This window comes from Vibrio sp. PID17_43 (genome assembly GCF_002608565.1).
Lineage (GTDB): Bacteria > Pseudomonadota > Gammaproteobacteria > Enterobacterales > Vibrionaceae > Vibrio.
On sequence record NZ_LIXM01000004.1, the window covers coordinates 12,899 to 30,422 of the forward strand.

A 17,524-nucleotide genomic window follows, 5' to 3' on the forward strand; every position below is an offset into this window, starting at 1 on the left:
TGCTTCTAGATGATCTATCGTATGGCAACTTGCGTTTGTAAGCTCTAGAATCAACCACAACATCATTCTCAATAATGGCAAAAATGAACACTATCTTTCTGGTTAATGGTGACATCACTGAGGCGAAAGTAGACGCTATCGTCAATGCCGCGAATACTCGCATGCTTGGTGGCGGTGGTGTGGACGGTGCAATTCATCGCGCCGCAGGGCCAGAGCTTTTACGGGCTTGCTACGCGATTGAAGAAGTGAATGGCACACGCTGCCCTTGGGGGGATGCACGAATGACCACTGCAGGTAACTTGAATGCTCGCTTTGTTATTCATGCTGTTGGGCCTATCTACGATAAATTTGCCGACCCTCGTGCAGTATTAGAATCTGCCTACCAACGTGCTTTGGACTTAGCGTTAGACAATGGTTGCCAGAGCCTTGCCTTGCCCGCCATCTCATGCGGTGCGTTTGGTTACCCCCCTCATGAAGCCGCAGAGGTCGCATTGGCAGTTTGCCAACGTGAGGAATACCAAAATCTGTCAATGCACTTCTATCTGTTCGGCGAAGATATGTTGGCAATTTGGCAACAAGTCCTGGATAACACCGCACAATAGAAACAAAAATATCGAACAATTTTCACCGTTCGGTTTGATCTTATTGTGCCTAAACAAAAACAGTTAAGCAGTTGCATATGCAAGGGGGCAGCCATCTCCACGCCTAATCATTAACGTCTTTAGGGCGAGTGAGCGTTACTTACCCACGAAGCCGTTGTACAACATGTATGGATGTGCAGCACTCCATGAGAAATGATTAGCACCTTGTACCGCCCCCGTCTCAGGATTGTAGTTTTCCTGAATTGGCGTTGTTTCATCAGACATGCAGCGGTTGATGTACTCTTTCGTATCCGCCGCTTTTTCTGCGAAGGCTACTGCTTCTTCCGTTTTACAACTGCGGTAAATCCAGATGATCAATTCCATACTCAACGGCACTTCGACTAAGTCTTAAAAAGTCCACAATCAAAGTCGAAACGCTGAAGCACGTGAATATCTATTTTTTCTTGATCTGCGCGCAATCTAGCATACAGAAATCTTACTAATTTAATGGAAATCAATTTTCACCAGAAGCTATATTTACACTATCGATATTGTGCGTAAACATCATCGTGAACATGAAATGATTGCAAACACACCATCATTTGAGCAACATGACATTAGCATTTCACCCTAATATTACTGCTTATAAAGATCATTCTAGCTTCCTATTTGGCTCCAACCTAAGACAGGGACTAGGACAAATATAAATACAATGCGCCTCTACGTGTTCCCAATGACTGGGTCATGTAGAGGCGCTTTGTCCGGTGTTATGGCGTTTATTGGCAACACGTCACACGTATTAAGATGCTGTTTGGGTCTACCCCACCTTTTGCAGCAGATCGGAACAGATTCTCTGCTGCTCACGAGTAAAAAAAGCATTCATCCAATGCAAAAAGAGCATCGAATCGTTCGGCTTCTTCAACTGAACAAACGCATCGTCGTACTGATGTTGAGAAAGTAGGTGCTGACGTTTCCTGACCAGTTTCTCAGTAAACTCTGGACTAAACTCAGGATGACCTTGCACGGTTAAAATATGATTGTCTTTCACCAGCATAAAGTTTGGGCAAAAATCATTACCCGCAATAACACGCATCCCTTTAGGTACTATCACCACCTGATCTTGGTGACTCACCAGCATGCGCGCACTATCAACGGCAAGATTCATCCATTTCTTTAGGGCCACTACTTTCACTTCGTAACAACCTAACCCCCAACCTTTGTGAGACTTTTCAACCATCCCACCCAAAGCTCTAGCAATGAGTTGGTGACCAAAACAAATTCCGACCAATGGTTTTCTTCTGGCTTCACAACTTCGAATCCAGTCAGCTAGCGCGAGAATCCATGGCAAATCATCATAAGCGTTATGTACGCTGCCAGTAATAATAAAACCATGGCACTCATCCAAACGAGGTAGCTCACCTTTCAGCGCATCATAGTTTTGAAATGTTATTGCAGCATTCACACCAGCAAAGGCGCGTTCTATCATATCGGCATACTGACCATGGCCATCCAATAAAGTCGGGTCGACATACCCACACGTGATTATTCCAATTCTCATCGTTCACCTATTTCATCGTTGGCATCACAAATTCACTCTCCCTTTGTCCTTTTGGCCAGCGAGCAGTAACGGTCTTCATACGAGTATAGAAACGCACACCATCATTGCCATGAACATTGAGAGGTCCAAATACAGAGCGCTTCCAACCACCAAAACTATGGAAAGCCATTGGAACCGGAATTGGCACATTCACACCCACCATGCCAATTTCGACTTTGTCAGTGAAGTCTCGTGCGGTATCTCCATCTCGAGTAAAGATGGCGGTCCCATTACCAAACTCATGTTCATTAATAAGTTTAAGCGCATGCTGATAGTCTTTCGCTCTTACCACAGACAGAACCGGACCAAAGATCTCTTCCTGATAGATTGTCATCTCTGGTGTCACGTTATCAAACAGGGTGCCACCAACAAAGTAACCAGGTTCGCTGGTTTCACAGCCTCGCCCGTCGACCACTAGTGTTGCGCCCTGATCAACCCCTGATTGAATGTAGTCACGCACTTTATTCCTATGTGGTTCACTAATCAGTGGTCCCATTTCATTTTCCGGTGATACGCCAAGCCCAGGGCCGACACGCAGTTCCTGCACTTTATGTTTCAATGTTTCCACCAGCTTGTCAGCGGTTTCATCACCGACGGCGACGGCAACCGAAATCGCCATACAACGTTCCCCTGCAGCGCCGTAAGCCGCGCCCATGATCGCATTAGCTGCACCATCTAGGTCGGCATCTGGCATCACCACCAAGTGATTTTTTGCTCCGCCAAGTGCTTGAACTCGTTTACCGTTTGTACTGCCTTTGCTATAAATCGCTTCTGCAATCGGTGTCGAGCCGACAAAGCTCACGGCAGCGACATCTGGCGCATCAAGTAATGCATCCACCACTTCTTTATCACCTTGGATGACATTAAATACCCCATCAGGCAATCCAGCTTCTTGCAGCAATTGTGCGAGCTTAAGAGACACGCTTGGATCTTTCTCTGAAGGTTTAAGAATAAAGCTGTTACCACAAGCTAAAGAGACAGGGATCATCCACAATGGAACCATCACCGGGAAGTTAAACGGCGTAATACCAACACAAACGCCAACTGGCTGCATCATTGAGTAGCTATCAACTTCACGTCCAACGTTGAGTGAATGCTCACCCTTTAAAAGGTGTGGAATACCACAGGCGAATTCGACCACTTCTAAGCCGCGTGTCAGCTCTCCCATCGCATCGCTATGAACCTTGCCATGCTCGGTTGAGATCAAGGTCGCTAGTTCATCCGCATGCTCTTCTAATAACGTCTTAAAACGAAACATCACTCGTGCACGTTGAAGTGGCGGTGTCGCTTGCCATTTTGCTTGCGCTTGTTTGGCAACTTGCACAACGGACAGCGCTTCACTCGCAGAAGAGAGCTGAACCTGGCCTCGAAGTTCACCATTTGCCGGATTAAACAAATCTGCGGTTCTTTGGCTGGTGCTTTTTTCCACTTGCCCATTAATAAAATTTGATACCAAAATCGACATTTCACTGTTCCTTGTTCTTTGTATTTATCCTGATCGTTCGTACTATATTTGGTGACTAACTCTCGTTAGCGGCTGGCGCGGTTTCGGTTATTACTCTTGGTAAGAAATCGTGCTTAAAACATCTGCAATTAAGTTAAACAAATCATCAATTTGTTGCTTCTCGATAATCAGTGGTGGAGACAATGCAATAATGTCACCCGTCACTCGAATCAAGGCGCCTTTCTCAAAACATTGCGTAAACACTTGGAAAGCACGCGAGCCCGGTTTATCCGCAATACCTTCTAATTCAATCGCAGCAACCAGACCGTAGTTGCGTAAATCTTTTACGTGAGGCAAGCCTTTTAGGCTGTGAAGGGCTTGTTCCCAATATCCAGAAAGCTCTGCCGCTCTGGTGTACAGGTTTTCATTACGATAGATATCGAGCGTCGCTAAACCCGCAGCGGCCGCCACTGGATGACCCGAATAGGTATATCCATGGAACAGCTCAATCGCTTGACTTTCCGGCGCAACCATCGCTTGATAGATCTCATCACTCACAAATACCGCGCCCATTGGGATCGCACCATTGGTCAACCCCTTCGCACTGGTGATCATGTCAGGTTTCACATCAAATTCTTGAGCAGCAAACGGGCTACCAAGTCGACCAAATCCGGTAATAACCTCATCGAAGATCAACAAAATTCCATGTTGGGTACAAATTTCACGCAGACGTTTTAAATAGCCTTTTGGTGGAAGGATGACCCCTGTAGAGCCCGCAATCGGTTCCACGATCACTGCGGCAATATTGCTCGCATCGTGGAGGTTAACGATATTTTGCAAACTCTCTGCCCAGCCCGGATCATAATCCGGCAACCCTTTGGTAAAGGCACTCTGTTCAATGCTTAATGTATGAGGAAGGTGATCAACGCCTGTCAATAGTGTGCCGAACGTCTTTCTGTTATTGACGATCCCCCCCACAGAGATCCCGCCAAAACCCACACCATGATAGCCCCGTTCACGACCAATCAAACGAGTTCGCGTTCCTTGGCCAATGGCTCTTTGATAAGCGAGGGCGATTTTCAATGCGGTATCAACCGATTCTGAGCCTGAGTTCGTGAAAAAGACTCGATTTAATCCTTCTGGAGCAATTTCAGCCAAAGATTCAGCAAATTGAAACGGTAATGGATGTCCCATCTGAAAAGTAGGCGCAAAATCCAAAGTATGAATTTGACTTGCCACTGCCTCACTGATCTCATGGCGACCGTGCCCGGCATTACAACACCATAACCCTGCGGTGCCATCTAAGATTTGTCTCTTATCTTCCGAGGTATAGTACATCCCCTCCGCGGACACTAGCATTCGTGGGGTCGATTTAAACTGCGCGTTCGCCGTAAACGGCATCCAAAATGATTCCAGACTTGATTGAGCATTGGTACTTTGCATCTTGCCACTCCTTAACAAGCTTGCTGGGTGTTTTTTTTTATAAACACCATGGACAATTGACTCGATAATTGTAAATGAGATGTTATTATATATTTAACAAAAATGACTATAGACGGATTTTTTTGCGCTCGCAATGATTAAATCATGAACACCTGCTGGCTTTTTCAAATACATCCGCTAAGTTATGTTTAGTTTATTAATCAATCAGTCCGTTAACGCAAACGGAAAGGAAAATCATGATGGATGTGGAAATTGGTTCAAGATTCAGAGTGTTACGTGAGCAAGCTGGGCTCTCTCAACGAGAACTAGCCAAGCGCGCTGGTGTCACGAACGGTTTTATCTCGCAAATTGAAAACAATGCCGTCAGCCCATCTGTCGCTTCATTGAGCAAGCTGTTAAGCAAGATCCCATCATCAATGGCAGAGTTTTTTGCTGTTGATGAACATCAGCCAGAACAATTTTTTACACGCAGAAACGAACAACCAGAAATCGGTCGTGGACTGATTAGCTATAAACAAGTTGGCCACTACCACCAGGAACGACATATTGGTATGTTGCGTGAAACGCTAAGCCCTGGTGCTGATACCGGTCAAGAAATGTTAACTCATGAAGGACAGGAATGTGGCGTAGTGGTCGATGGACAGTTAGAGCTCACCGTTGGGGAAACCGTCGCGATTTTAAATGAGGGCGACAGTTATTACTTTGACAGTACTCGTCCTCACCGCTTTAGAAATACAGGTAATAAAGTGTGCGTTATTGTTAGCGCCAATTCGCCGGCCAGTTTTTAGTATTTCGTTCATTTTGTTGTCGCCATCAAGCCGTTTAAACCACGAATTCGCTCTGATGCTTCATCAAATTTGAATCAGAAACTGCTTTAAACTGTCCGCCAATATTTAACCATCAGGCAGGTTTAGCCCTCCGTTAGGTTTTACTTAAACGAAACAAAGGAGTAGGGACAATAGAATGGATACTATAACATGGCACGATAAGGCCGAAACGTTGAGTTTTAGCACACAAGCCTTCATTAACGGTAAGCTAACCAGCTCTATCACTAATGATACATTCGAGATTATTAACCCAGCGACGGGGAAATTTCTCGCTCACGTTTCCCGCTGCCGCCGGGAAGATGTCGACATTGCCGTTAAAGCAGCACGAGATGCCTTTAACTCTCGCGTCTGGGCAGGACTGCCACCAGCAGAGCGCAAAACCGTGTTACTCAACTACGCCAAGCTCATTGAGGAGCAGCAAGAACAATTTGCGCTCTTAGAGTCTTTAGATATGGGGAAACCCATTTCTGACGCAATGGGATACGATGCGCCAGCCACTGCACGCTGCATACAGTGGAATGCCGAGGCCATCGACAAGATTTATGATGAAGTGGCTCCTGTAACTGACGGTGCCCTCGCCCTTGTAACGCGTGAGCCTTTAGGTGTAGTGGCCGCTATTGTCCCTTGGAACTTCCCTACGGTCATGGCGGCGTGGAAAATCGGTCCGGCATTAGCCACCGGAAACTCGGTCATTATTAAACCATCCGAGAAGTCCCCTCTTACGGCAATATTACTTGCCGAACTGGCCTCTCAAGCGGGGATCCCTGATGGGGTATTACAAGTCCTACCCGGTTTCGGTCACGAAGCTGGACAAGCATTAGCACTTCACAACGATGTCGACTGTATTGCCTTTACCGGTTCGACCGCAGTTGGTAAGAAGCTCTTAAGCTTTGCAGGCGAATCCAACCTCAAGCGCGCCTTCATGGAGTGTGGTGGCAAAAGCCCTCATATTATCCATTACGACGTAAAAGACATTGAGAAAGCAGCCGCAACTGCCGCAACTGCCATTTGCTACAACCAAGGAGAGGTGTGTACCGCTGGTTCTCGTCTCTTAGTCCACTCTTCCATCAAAGAGCAATTTATCGAGCTACTGGTGAAGTACATGGACAAATGGCAACCTAGCGATCCACTTAACGGCAGCTCTCGCGTTGGCGCGATTGTGGATAAAACCCAGTTTGATCGCATCCTTAATTATATTGAAATTGGTAAACAGGAAGGCGCAACACTTCGATTCGGTGGTCAACCTGTTCATGAGCAGACTGGCGGTTACTATATCCAACCTGCCGTCTTTACCGATGTGACGCCTGAAATGCGAATATTCAGAGAAGAAATATTTGGCTCAGTTCTCTGTGTAACGACATTCGATACTATCGAAGAAGCCATTGAGCTTGCCAATGATAGCGATTATGGCCTCGCTGCGGGCGTTTGGACAGCCGATATTTCAACGGCAGTAAAATGCTCTCGTGCGTTGAGGGCTGGTACTGTATTTGTGAATAACTGGGATGGCGGAGACATGACGATGCCGTTTGGTGGCTACAAGCAAAGTGGTAACGGCAGGGATAAGTCCTTACATGCACTGGATAAATACACCGAAATTAAATCAACGTGGATTGAGCTGGACTAGAGCTACATTGGTCTTGGATTTTGTTGATCAGTTATAAATACGAATGGCCTCTTGTTTGAGGCCATTCTGCTAGTGTCCCATTCAGTTGGAGTCCGTTGCTACGCTTATTCTTCAATACAATGTGCGTTAGCTAATCTCGACATTTCTCGCTTCAGAAACCGTCGCCTCTACTTTAGGAATGACGACAACCAACACCCCATCCGTAAATTCTGCATAGATGTCATTGGCATTGACATTGCTACTCAACGTAAAGCTTCGGGCCATCTTGCCTTGGTAACGCTCTTTGTGTATGAATTTTCCTTCTTGTACAGTTTCATCTTGCTGTATGGTGGATGCTTCTATTGTCAGCACTCCCTTATCACAAGTCACTGAAATGTCTTTCTTCTCCACACCAGGGAGATCCGCCATTATTTCAAACGCCGTTTCCTTTTCTATCACATCGACATTCGGAGAAAACTGCCCATGGCTCCAACGTGCATGCATACTCGGAAAAGCGTTATCCAACAAATGGCTAAAATCAGACCAAGAATCTCTAGGAATTAAGCTCATACTCGCCTCCTTACTCTTTATACCCTCGCATAAAGTTTAGGCTCTTACTGGTGAAGATAAAGGCGAAAATTTCGATACATTGATCCAAATCAAAAGGCCTGTACGATTTCCGTTCGTTTCTTCAGCCTAGCAGAAGCACGACTACGATTATCTAGAACGTTGGTGGCGTTGCAGCGCTAATCAGCTCACACTCTACTTTGCCCTTATTACGGAATCGATGTGGTTTACGCGTTTCAAAATAGTAAGAATCCCCAGCTTTCAGTACTTGTGTGTGGCTACCTACGGTGATTTCAATTTCACCACGAATCACAACACCTCCTTCTTCCCCTTCATGTTGCATGAAGTCGGTGCCTGTATCAGAACCAGGGGGATAGATCTCACGCAAAATCGCCAGTTGACGACCATCGCGTTTCGCACCCACTAATAGCATTCGAATATGGCCATCACCCAAATCCGCGAGCTGATCGGGGCTAAAAAAGATATCGTCTTTTGGCTCAACATCTAAGGTGAAAAATTCACCCATAGAGATCGGAATGGCTTCGAGGATTTTTTTTAATGATCCTACGGAAGGATTCACAAGGTTCTGCTCAATTTGAGAGATCATGGAGTTAGTTACGCCACTTCGCTTAGCCAATTCTCGTTGCGATAAACCACGCATGGTACGAATCGTTTTAAGTTGCTTGCCTACATCCATGTATCTCTCCTAGATTATCAAAAGATAGCCTTACTGTTCACTCATCTTAATCTCTTGTAACCGGCGCTTTTCTGCTTTGGCTAACACCCACCACGCGATAAAGGTCGCACATGCCACCGCCATAATAATCAACGTTGCGAGAGCATTGATTTTAGGACTAACCCCAAGCCTTACACTGGAAAACACCACCATTGGTAACGTTGTTGCGCTTGGACCCGACACAAAACTGGCAATCACCAAATCGTCAAGCGATAACGTAAAAGCCAATAACCAGCCTGCAAGAATCGCAGGGGCAATACTTGGCAACGTAATTTGAAAAAACACTTTCCAAGGTGGCGCACCAAGATCCATCGCCGCTTCTTCTATTGAGCGATCAACCTCTTGTAATCTGGAGCTCACCACCACTGTTACATAAGCCGTACAAAAAGTGACATGCGCAATCCAAATCGTCATCATTCCACGCTGATTAAACAAATCAAATACTTGCCCTATAGCAATAAAAAGGAGTAGCAAAGACAAACCAGTGATCACTTCTGGCATCACCAATGGCGCCGTTATCATAAAGGCAAAACCCGTCTCACCTTTAAAACTACCGAAACGATTCAATACAAAGGCGGCGATTGTACCCAGAACAACCGCAGCACTGGCAGAAAGGACACCGATCAATAGGCTGAGTTTAACCCCACCCATTAGCAAATCGTCATCAAACAATTCCGAGTACCATTTGAAAGAGAATCCTGACCAAACCGTAACTAAACGATTTTCGTTAAAAGAGTAAATAATCAAGATCAAAATTGGTAAGTAAAGAAAGGTAAAACCCATCCCCAGAATCAGCCACTTCCATCGATTGTTGTAAACTGGAATATCATTCATCCTTGCGCCTCCAATTCACGCTTTTGATAACGGTGGAACCAAAGAATTGGCACCATTAATACCAGCAGCATCACGATGGCCACTGCCGAGGCCACTGGCCAATCTCGGTTATTGAAAAACTCTTGCCATAATACTTTGCCGATGAGAATTGAATCCGGCCCACCGAGCAGTTCGGGAATAACAAACTCCCCTACCGCAGGAATAAAGACCAACATCGATCCAGCAATAATGCCCGCCCGGGTCAACGGCACCAAAACGCTAAACAGCGTTGTTGCTGGTTTGGCACCTAAATCACCAGCGGCTTCAATCAATGAATAATCCACTCGCATGAGCGCGGTATACAAGGGTAAGACCATGAAAGGTAAATAGGTATAAACGATACCGATATACACCGCGATATCGGTATGCAATATTTTGAGCGGCTCATCAATGGCCCCAACCGTTAATAACACATTATTGAGTAGCCCATTGTTTTTGAGGATCCCTATCCAAGCGTACACTCGAATCAAGAAACTCGTCCATGACGGCAAAATAATGAGCATCAGCAGTACGTTACGCATCGACGGTGTAGAGTGCACAATGGCCCACGCAATAGGAAAACCGATCAATAGACACAACAACGTCGAAATAAGCGCAATGCGTATCGACTCCATATAAGAAGAGACATAGAGATCGTCTTCAAGCAGGTATTGGTAGTTACCTATATTCAACAGTAGCTGTAGTTGTTGCTCGGCATAACTAAGTAATTCAGAGTATGGCGGTATTGAAATCTGCGCTTCCGCAAAACTGATTTTAAAAACAATCAAGAATGGAAGTAAGAAAAACAGTAATAACCACCCATACGGGACGGCAAGCAATAAGCATTTGGGCGTTGGGATCACACGCCAGATATTCAATTTGGCTGATTTCATCATATTTTTAGTACCACGCAACTTTCCGTGTCCCAACTGAGCGTAACCTTCTGCTCCCACGTTGGCATATCTTTCCGTAAACGGGTGGTATTTTGTAACGTTGCCGTCACCAACTTGCCTGATGCTAAACGAACATGATAAATCGACTGATTACCCATATAGGCAATGTCTTCAACAACCCCAGAGCAGCTGTTTGCCGAATGGTTTGCACGTGTGCTCAATGTCATTTTTTCAGGGCGAACCGCGATCATCACCGAAATTCCCGGCGCACCAGAAATGCCATGATTAATATAAATTGGTTGCTCCAGCTCATGGCTTCTCACCGTACAATTGTCGTTCTGATTTGTTTCTAGGAGCCCTTCAAATATATTCACTGAGCCGATAAAGGTCGCTGAGAATTTAGAGTTAGGGTGCTCATAAATGGCTTCCGGAGAATCAATTTGAACAAACTGTCCTTTATTCATGATGGCAATTCGGCTGGCCATCGTCATGGCTTCTTCTTGATCATGTGTCACCATCACACAAGTCACGCCCACACGCTCTAGGATATCCACCACTTCGAGTTGCATTTTCTCTCTTAGGTTTTTATCTAGCGCGCCCATTGGTTCATCAAGAAGCAGCAGTTTAGGTTTTTTGGCTAAACTACGAGCGAGTGCAACACGCTGTTTTTGCCCACCAGAGAGTTGATGTGGTTTTCGTTTGGCATAGTCAGACATGTGCACCAATTCCAGCATCTGTTTGACGGTCTCATCAATTTCTTGGCGTGACATGCCATCCTGCTTTAAACCAAATGCAATGTTGCCAGCGACGGTCATGTGAGGAAACAACGCATAGGATTGGAACATCATATTCACGGGACGTCGATACGGGGGAATATCGGCCAGATCTTCACCATCTAAGATGATCTGCCCTGCGGAAGGTTGCTCAAAACCGGCGAGCATCCTTAACAAGGTTGATTTTCCGCAACCCGATGCCCCAAGCAAAGCGAAAAGTTCGCCTTGGTTGATCGTTAAATCCACACCATCTACGGCCACATGGCCATCAAAGTTTTTCGTTAATCCTCTGATTTCAAGTAATGGTTTTGGCGGTGTTGAATCCACATGTAAATGAGGACGATCGGTATCAAGTGACATCACTGTCATGGCATTCTCCAAACAAAAGCGGCGACCCGTTTAAGGCCGCCATGTTCTATCTATCTAGTTTTTGACAAAATCAGTCCACGCACGTGTCATTGCACGAGCGGTTTTATGAGGTAACATTTTTGAACTGAACAGTTTCTTTTGTGTTTCCTCGTCTGGGTAGATGCCTGGATCTTCCAGAATTTCAGCATCAATAAACTCACGTGAAGCTGGGTTCGGGTTCGCATACCAAACGTAGTTACTGATTTCTGCGATGATTTCCGGTCTTAGCAAGAAGTTAATGAAAAGATGCGCATTTTCCGGATGCTTCGCGTCTTTAGGAATGGCCATCAAATCAAACCATGCTAATGCGCCTTCTTTCGGAATGGAGTAGGCAATTTCAACACCATTATCCGCCTCTGCCGCTCGGTCCGCCGCTTGCAGAACGTCCCCTGACCAACCAATTGCGACACAAATATCACCGTTTGCTAAGTCATTAATGTATTGCGAAGAGTGGAAGTAAGTGACATATGGGCGTACGGGTTTCAATACCTCAAGTGCATCTTTCTTATAGTCATTCGGATCGGTGCTGTTTGGGTTTTTACCAACATAATTAAGCGCCGCCATCATGATCTCTGTTGGCGCATTCAAGAACCCAACACCACATTTTGACAGTTTTTCCATATTCTCTGGTTTAAACACCAAATCCCAACTGTCCACTGGGGCATCCTCTCCCAATGCGGCTTTGACTTTTTCAACGTTATAGCCAATGCCGGTTGTACCCCAAAGGTAAGGCACTGAGTAGGCATTCTCTGGGTCAACTGTTTCTGCCAGAATGCCCATGAGTTTCGGGTCTAGGTTTTTATAGTTGCTCAGCTTTTCTCTATCCAGCTTTTGGAAAGCGCCAGCTTTTGCCTGCCTACCCAAGAAATCGTTACTCGGTACGACAATGTCAAAGCCGGTATTGCCTGACAGAATTTTTGCTTCCAAAACTTCGTTAGAATCAAAAACATCATAGACCACTTCAATGCCCGTTTCCTTTTCAAACTTAGCAATGGTGTCTTCGGCAATATAATCAGACCAGTTATAGATATTGAGTACTTTGTCTTCAGCAGCAAGTGATGTTAACGGGGTTAACCCAATCGTCATCCCCAACGCTACCCCAAAGTAAGCTTTTATTTTTTCCATTTGGATCTCCGTTCCCTGTTGCGCTTTGGTGTTATCCTCGTCGGCTACTGCTGAACGTCGGCGAGTGTGTTAGTTAAAGACTGTTTTGCAAATTCAACTAAGTCGTCAATTTCAGATTTACTGATAATCAGTGGTGGTGAGCAGATCATTGAGTCTCCGACGGCTCTCAACACGACGCCATTATTAAAACAATGTTCGCGACATCGAGTACCAACATCTAACTCTTTATCGAAGCGTTCTTTGGTCTCTTTGTCCTTAACTAACTCAATCGCGCCTACCAACCCAAGACTGCGCGCCTCTCCAACCATAGGGTGGTCGGCTAATTCTGCCCAACGCTTAGCAAAATACGGTCCCGTGTCTTCTCGTACCTGATTAACGATGTTGAGACGTTGCATTTCTTTGATATTGGCGATGGCAACAGCACAAGCTGCTGGGTGACCGGAATAAGTGAAACCGTGGGCAAACTCGGTATCAGCATCAGTCAATACCTTAGCAACATGATCACGAACCATAACACCACCTAAAGGTAAGTATCCTGATGTGATCCCCTTCGCCATACACATTAAATCTGGTTGAATGTTGAATGTTTGACTTGCGAACCACTCCCCCGTACGACCAAAACCACAAATCACTTCATCAACAATCAGTAGAATTTCATACTTGTCACAGATGCGTTGGATCTCTGGCCAATAACTCGCAGGCGGAATGATCACGCCACCCGCCCCCTGAATAGGTTCAGCAATAAAGGCAGCGACGTTTTCTTCACCCAGTTCTAAAATTTTCTCTTCAAGTTGTCTTGCCCGCTCTAAACCAAATTCCGCTTCATCTACACCATTACCTTCACCAAAATAGTAAGGCTGATCAATATGAACGATATTAGGTAAAGGAAGACCACCTTGAGCATGCATAAACGCCATACCGCCGAGGCTCGCCCCCGCCATCGTACTACCGTGGTAAGCATTTTTTCGACTGATAATGGTTTGCTTTTCTGGTTTACCAAGGCTTGCCCAGTAGTGGCGCACCATTCTCACCACGGTGTCATTACACTCAGAACCCGATCCAGTAAAGAATACGTGATTCATGCCTTCTGGTGTCACTTCAGCCAACAATGTAGATAACTCTACCGCGGGTGGATGCGTGGTTTGGAAGAACAAGTTGTAGTAAGGCAGTTCTTGCATCTGCTTGGTGGCGGCATCAATAAGAGGCTGACAGCTGTAGCCCATATTCACGCACCATAACCCGGCCATACCATCAAGGATCTTGTTATCATCCTCGTCATAGATATAAACACCTTCTGCGCGTTTAATAATGCGAGAGCCCTTATTATTTAGAGCCTTGAAGTTAGTAAAAGGGTGCAAACAATGTGCACTATCTTGTTCGATCCATTTAGACATAGTTTCTTTCCATTTTTAATATTAATAACGTGCAAGGACGACTTGCCCGCTATCTCCACAAACAAATGTTTTCCACTTAGAAGCCTCCTTTCATAGGAAATGACCTCCGTTGATACGTTAAGTTGGATTTATACGTTAAGAAGTAAGAACTCACGCTCCCAAGAACTGATCACTTGAAAGAATGTTTTGTACTCTTTGCGCTTAATCGCAACATAAGCTGAAACAAATCGATCACCGAGAATTTCTCTCAACTCATTACAATTTTCTAGCAACACCAAAGCCTCTTCCAACGTATGAGGAAGTGAATAAGGTTCGGTCGTCATATCACCGGTACTTTGTGGTGTCGGCGTGAGTTTCTCTTTCATTCCCAAGTAGCCACACGCTAGTGTTAATGCCATGGCTAAATATGGGTTCGCATCGGCACCGGCATAACGGTTTTCAATACGACGGGAATTTTTATCAGAGACGGGGACTCGAAGCCCAACCGTTCGGTTATCTTCTCCCCATGCCACATTGGTTGGTGCCGAGTCGCCAAAGACTAAACGACGATAGGAATTGATATTGGGAGCAAAAAAGGCAATCGCTGCAGGCGTATATTTTTGCATGCCAGCAATATAGTTGAGGAACAGTTCGCTGTTAGAACCATCGTCATTGGCGAACAAGTTTTTGCCATTCGCATCCACCAAGCTTTGGTGAATATGCATGGCGCTGCCTGGCTCATGCTCCATCGGTTTCGCCATAAAGGTGGCGTAAACATCATGGCGTAGCGCCGCTTCTCTGACTGTACGTTTAAATAGAAACACCTGATCAGCGCGATCCAAAGGCTCACCGTGATCGAAGTTTAATTCCATCTGTGCTGCGCCCGATTCATGAACTAACGTATCGACGTCTAAGCCCTGTATCTCACAGTAGTCATACATATCCTCAAAAATTGGATCGAATTCATTCACGGCATCGATACTGAACGACTGTCTTGCGGTTTCTGGTCTGCCATTTCGTCCAATAGGCGGCTCAAGTGGGTAGTCCCAATCGAGATTCTTTTGCACTAGGAAAAACTCAAGCTCAGGCGCGACAATCGGGCTCCAACCCTCTTTTTCATAGAGAGCCAAAACACGTCTTAATACTGCCCTTGGCGAGATTTCGACTGGATCACCATCTACCGTCTGACAGTCATGAATCACCTGAGCTGTTGGATCTTTTGTCCATGGAACAAATCTAATCGTGTTTGGATCAGGCTCTAGATTCATGTCTTTCTCAGTCAGATCGATCATACTTTCATCGTCTGGCCAATCACCGTTCACCGTTTGGAAAAAAACCACCTCGGGAAGACGCATCCCCCCTTCTCGAAGAAATTTTTTGGCGGGCATGATCTTGCCTCGTGCATTGCCTGTGATATCGGGGATAAGGCACTCAACCTCAGTAATACGATTCTCTTCAATCCATTTCTTGATTGTTTCCATAAATCCTTCTTTGCTACATTTTTCGTCCATTAAAATACGCTTCAGGCTTGCGCTAGCACGGTTAACCACTGACTGGCAACAAAATAACAATCGGATGTTTTCCTTAATCCCAATCCTCTTTCTGGCGTGCTAGGTAAAGAAAATCCCGGTTATTACTCCATCCAAAATTCATGGATGTCTCAAAAAGCTTTATTTAGCATTGGCCTGAATCTGCTCAAAAGTCAACCGGCTATGTTAAATATTTTATAATATACCAAGCATTCATTAACATTTGAGTTACATTTGTGTTGTAATTTACTGAACATTGCGTGTATGGTTAAAAAGCAAGCAATGTGGTCTGCGGGCATTTCTGAGCCTTTATAGAACAAGGAATTTTTACGTTTAACGTGGAGGAGTCACTGTGGGTATGAGTAGTCTTGCCGATCAACCAAATAACATTAATCGACTAAAAACCAAACAAGAGCAGTTAGAGATTGCTCAATTTATTGAACGCCACCCAAACATTACGACAATTGATCTGATCTTGTTCGATATGAACGGTGTTGTAAGAGGTAAGCGGATCAACACCACCCAGTTAAGCAAAGTACTCGAGCAAGGTATTTGCTTACCCGCTTCTGTTTTTGCGCTTGATATCTGCGGTGAAACCGTCGAAGAAACTGGGCTGGGATTTGAAAAAGGCGATGGTGACCGTATCTGCCATATGGTTCCGAACTCTTTGCAGATTGTACCTTGGCAAGAAAACAGTGCCCAAGCCATCGTTACTATGTACGAGCCGGATACCAACCAACCCTTCTTTGCTGATCCAAGGCACGTACTCGCTCAACAACTCGAGAAACTTCAGAGCAAAGGTTTTCACCCTTGTATCGCGATTGAGTTGGAGTTTTATTTACAAGATCTTGAACACGATGACGCAGGAAGCCCCCAACCACCGCTTATGCCAGTGAGTGGCGATCGCATGACACAAACACAGGTTTATTCACTCGAAGAACTCGATGAATTTAAAGCGTTCTTGGATGAAGTCGTCAGCGCCTGCCAAACGCAAGGCATTCCAGCAGAAAACATCACCGCCGAATATGCTCCTGGCCAATTTGAAGTCAACCTGAAGCATTCAACGGATATCTTGTTAGCCTGCGATCATGCCATGCTGCTAAAACGTGTCGTCCGCGCTGTCGCAAAAAAACACGGTTTTCATGCCAACTTCATGGCGAAGCCTTACACGGAATATGCTGGCAGTGGCTGTCATGTCCACATCAGCTTGCAGAATAAAGATGGCATTAACATGCTCGGGCATAATGAAGATTTACTGCTTAATGCCATTGCTGGTGTATTAGAACATATGGATGAATGTATGGCTGTATTTGCGCCCAACGCAAACTCTTACCGACGCTTGCAGCCCAATATGTTCGTACCATTACATGCGTCATGGGGCTGGGATAACCGAACCGTTGCCGTAAGGGTGCCCGCCAGCGGCGTTGAAGATAAACGAATCGAACACCGTCTATCCGGTGCGGACGTAAACCCGTATCTGACCGTGTCTGTTTTGTTCGCATCCATCATTGATGGTATTGAAAGCAATCTGACACCACCAGCACCTATCGAAGGTGACGCTAATTTACTAGAGTTACAACCTCTACCAAGCTCCTGGGACAGCTCACTACAAGCATTTGCGACAAGTGCATTTTTACAAGCTAGCTTTGGCGAAGAGTTTTGCAAGGTCTATCTGGCAAACAAAAAGCATGAACAGGAAAGATTCTCAGCTCAAGTATCCCCACTTGAATACCAATGGTACCGCTAAGTTTTAATCAATATCATAAGAAAAGG

16 protein-coding genes are annotated in these 17,524 nt (G+C 45.4%); 4 read left to right on the forward strand and 12 right to left on the reverse strand.

The features are described 5' to 3' along the window. The first annotated feature begins 83 nt into the window (after nt 1-83). Complete coding sequence (locus AK965_RS03870) at nt 84-602, forward strand: macro domain-containing protein (protein WP_099078509.1); 519 nt, start codon at nt 84-86, stop codon at nt 600-602. 135 nt (nt 603-737) lie between these two features. Here AK965_RS03870 and AK965_RS03875 read toward each other — a convergent pair whose 3' ends face one another. The 4 genes from AK965_RS03875 to AK965_RS03890 form a co-directional block, all read right to left on the reverse strand. Beyond that, nucleotides 738-965: a hypothetical protein gene (locus tag AK965_RS03875; RefSeq protein WP_099078369.1), complete on the reverse strand. Its 228-nt coding sequence runs from the start codon at nt 963-965 to the stop codon at nt 738-740. A 433-nt stretch (nt 966-1,398) separates the two neighbouring features. Then, nucleotides 1,399-2,139, reverse strand: a complete 741-nt coding sequence (locus AK965_RS03880) for a gamma-glutamyl-gamma-aminobutyrate hydrolase family protein (RefSeq protein ID WP_099078370.1) — start codon at nt 2,137-2,139, stop codon at nt 1,399-1,401. 7 nt (nt 2,140-2,146) lie between these two features. Next, on the reverse strand, nt 2,147-3,643 hold the full coding sequence (locus AK965_RS03885) for a CoA-acylating methylmalonate-semialdehyde dehydrogenase (RefSeq protein ID WP_099078371.1): 1,497 nt from the start codon (nt 3,641-3,643) through the stop codon (nt 2,147-2,149). Between the two features lie 90 nt (nt 3,644-3,733). After that, nucleotides 3,734-5,065, reverse strand: coding sequence for an aspartate aminotransferase family protein (locus tag AK965_RS03890; protein WP_099078372.1), 1,332 nt, complete (start codon nt 5,063-5,065; stop codon nt 3,734-3,736). A gap of 245 nt (nt 5,066-5,310) precedes the next feature. On the opposite strand from AK965_RS03890, the gene AK965_RS03895 reads away from it, so the two are divergent. Both AK965_RS03895 and AK965_RS03900 read left to right on the forward strand, forming a co-directional pair. Then, nucleotides 5,311-5,853 (forward strand): cupin domain-containing protein, encoded by a 543-nt coding sequence (locus tag AK965_RS03895; protein WP_301182221.1) that lies wholly within the window; start codon nt 5,311-5,313, stop codon nt 5,851-5,853. Nucleotides 5,854-6,028: 175 nt separating this feature from the next. After that, complete coding sequence (locus tag AK965_RS03900; RefSeq protein ID WP_099078374.1) at nt 6,029-7,516, forward strand: aldehyde dehydrogenase; 1,488 nt, start codon at nt 6,029-6,031, stop codon at nt 7,514-7,516. 126 nt (nt 7,517-7,642) lie between these two features. Here the strand turns inward: AK965_RS03900 and AK965_RS03905 are convergent, their stop codons facing one another. From AK965_RS03905 to AK965_RS03940, 8 genes are all read right to left on the reverse strand, one after another. After that, nucleotides 7,643-8,065: an Hsp20/alpha crystallin family protein gene (locus tag AK965_RS03905; RefSeq protein ID WP_099078375.1), complete on the reverse strand. Its 423-nt coding sequence runs from the start codon at nt 8,063-8,065 to the stop codon at nt 7,643-7,645. Between the two features lie 151 nt (nt 8,066-8,216). Continuing rightward, nucleotides 8,217-8,759 (reverse strand): cupin domain-containing protein, encoded by a 543-nt coding sequence (locus AK965_RS03910; protein WP_099078376.1) that lies wholly within the window; start codon nt 8,757-8,759, stop codon nt 8,217-8,219. Between the two features lie 30 nt (nt 8,760-8,789). After that, the gene (locus AK965_RS03915) at nt 8,790-9,632 is read right to left on the reverse strand and encodes an ABC transporter permease subunit (protein WP_099078377.1); all 843 of its coding nucleotides are present in this window, start codon (nt 9,630-9,632) and stop codon (nt 8,790-8,792) included. Beyond that, on the reverse strand, nt 9,629-10,546 hold the full coding sequence (potH, locus tag AK965_RS03920; protein ID WP_099078378.1) for a putrescine ABC transporter permease PotH: 918 nt from the start codon (nt 10,544-10,546) through the stop codon (nt 9,629-9,631). Before potH ends, AK965_RS03915 begins: the two co-directional genes overlap by 4 nt. Then, nucleotides 10,543-11,685, reverse strand: a complete 1,143-nt coding sequence (potA, locus tag AK965_RS03925; protein ID WP_099078379.1) for a polyamine ABC transporter ATP-binding protein — start codon at nt 11,683-11,685, stop codon at nt 10,543-10,545. The genes potH and potA overlap by 4 nt, the downstream gene beginning before the upstream one ends. A gap of 54 nt (nt 11,686-11,739) precedes the next feature. Further along, a complete protein-coding gene (locus AK965_RS03930; protein WP_099078380.1) occupies nt 11,740-12,849 on the reverse strand; it encodes an extracellular solute-binding protein in 1,110 nt (369 codons plus the stop codon). Between the two features lie 44 nt (nt 12,850-12,893). Further along, nucleotides 12,894-14,243, reverse strand: coding sequence for an aspartate aminotransferase family protein (locus AK965_RS03935; protein WP_099078381.1), 1,350 nt, complete (start codon nt 14,241-14,243; stop codon nt 12,894-12,896). Nucleotides 14,244-14,371: 128 nt separating this feature from the next. Beyond that, complete coding sequence (locus AK965_RS03940; RefSeq protein WP_099078510.1) at nt 14,372-15,703, reverse strand: glutamine synthetase family protein; 1,332 nt, start codon at nt 15,701-15,703, stop codon at nt 14,372-14,374. Nucleotides 15,704-16,109: 406 nt separating this feature from the next. Here AK965_RS03940 and AK965_RS03945 point away from each other — a divergent pair, with 406 nt between their 5' ends. Further along, nucleotides 16,110-17,498 carry a glutamine synthetase family protein gene (locus AK965_RS03945; protein ID WP_099078382.1) on the forward strand — a complete coding sequence of 463 codons (1,389 nt, stop codon included), beginning with the start codon at nt 16,110-16,112 and terminating at the stop codon, nt 17,496-17,498. The last annotated feature ends 26 nt before the right edge of the window (nt 17,499-17,524 follow it).

Bases quoted from the DNA above. Each gene is read 5' to 3' on its own strand.
- AK965_RS03870 (WP_099078509.1), top strand. From the start codon at position 84: ATGAACACTATCTTTCTGGTTAATGGTGACATCACTGAGGCGAAAGTA.
- AK965_RS03875 (WP_099078369.1), bottom strand. From the start codon at position 965: ATGGAATTGATCATCTGGATTTACCGCAGTTGTAAAACGGAAGAAGCA.
- AK965_RS03880 (WP_099078370.1), bottom strand. From the start codon at position 2,139: ATGAGAATTGGAATAATCACGTGTGGGTATGTCGACCCGACTTTATTG.
- AK965_RS03885 (WP_099078371.1), bottom strand. From the start codon at position 3,643: ATGTCGATTTTGGTATCAAATTTTATTAATGGGCAAGTGGAAAAAAGC.
- AK965_RS03890 (WP_099078372.1), bottom strand. From the start codon at position 5,065: ATGCAAAGTACCAATGCTCAATCAAGTCTGGAATCATTTTGGATGCCG.
- AK965_RS03900 (WP_099078374.1), top strand. From the start codon at position 6,029: ATGGATACTATAACATGGCACGATAAGGCCGAAACGTTGAGTTTTAGC.
- AK965_RS03905 (WP_099078375.1), bottom strand. From the start codon at position 8,065: ATGAGCTTAATTCCTAGAGATTCTTGGTCTGATTTTAGCCATTTGTTG.
- AK965_RS03910 (WP_099078376.1), bottom strand. From the start codon at position 8,759: ATGGATGTAGGCAAGCAACTTAAAACGATTCGTACCATGCGTGGTTTA.
- AK965_RS03915 (WP_099078377.1), bottom strand. From the start codon at position 9,632: ATGAATGATATTCCAGTTTACAACAATCGATGGAAGTGGCTGATTCTG.
- potH (WP_099078378.1), bottom strand. From the start codon at position 10,546: ATGATGAAATCAGCCAAATTGAATATCTGGCGTGTGATCCCAACGCCC.
- potA (WP_099078379.1), bottom strand. From the start codon at position 11,685: ATGACAGTGATGTCACTTGATACCGATCGTCCTCATTTACATGTGGAT.
- AK965_RS03930 (WP_099078380.1), bottom strand. From the start codon at position 12,849: ATGGAAAAAATAAAAGCTTACTTTGGGGTAGCGTTGGGGATGACGATT.
- AK965_RS03935 (WP_099078381.1), bottom strand. From the start codon at position 14,243: ATGTCTAAATGGATCGAACAAGATAGTGCACATTGTTTGCACCCTTTT.
- AK965_RS03940 (WP_099078510.1), bottom strand. From the start codon at position 15,703: ATGGAAACAATCAAGAAATGGATTGAAGAGAATCGTATTACTGAGGTT.
- AK965_RS03945 (WP_099078382.1), top strand. From the start codon at position 16,110: ATGAGTAGTCTTGCCGATCAACCAAATAACATTAATCGACTAAAAACC.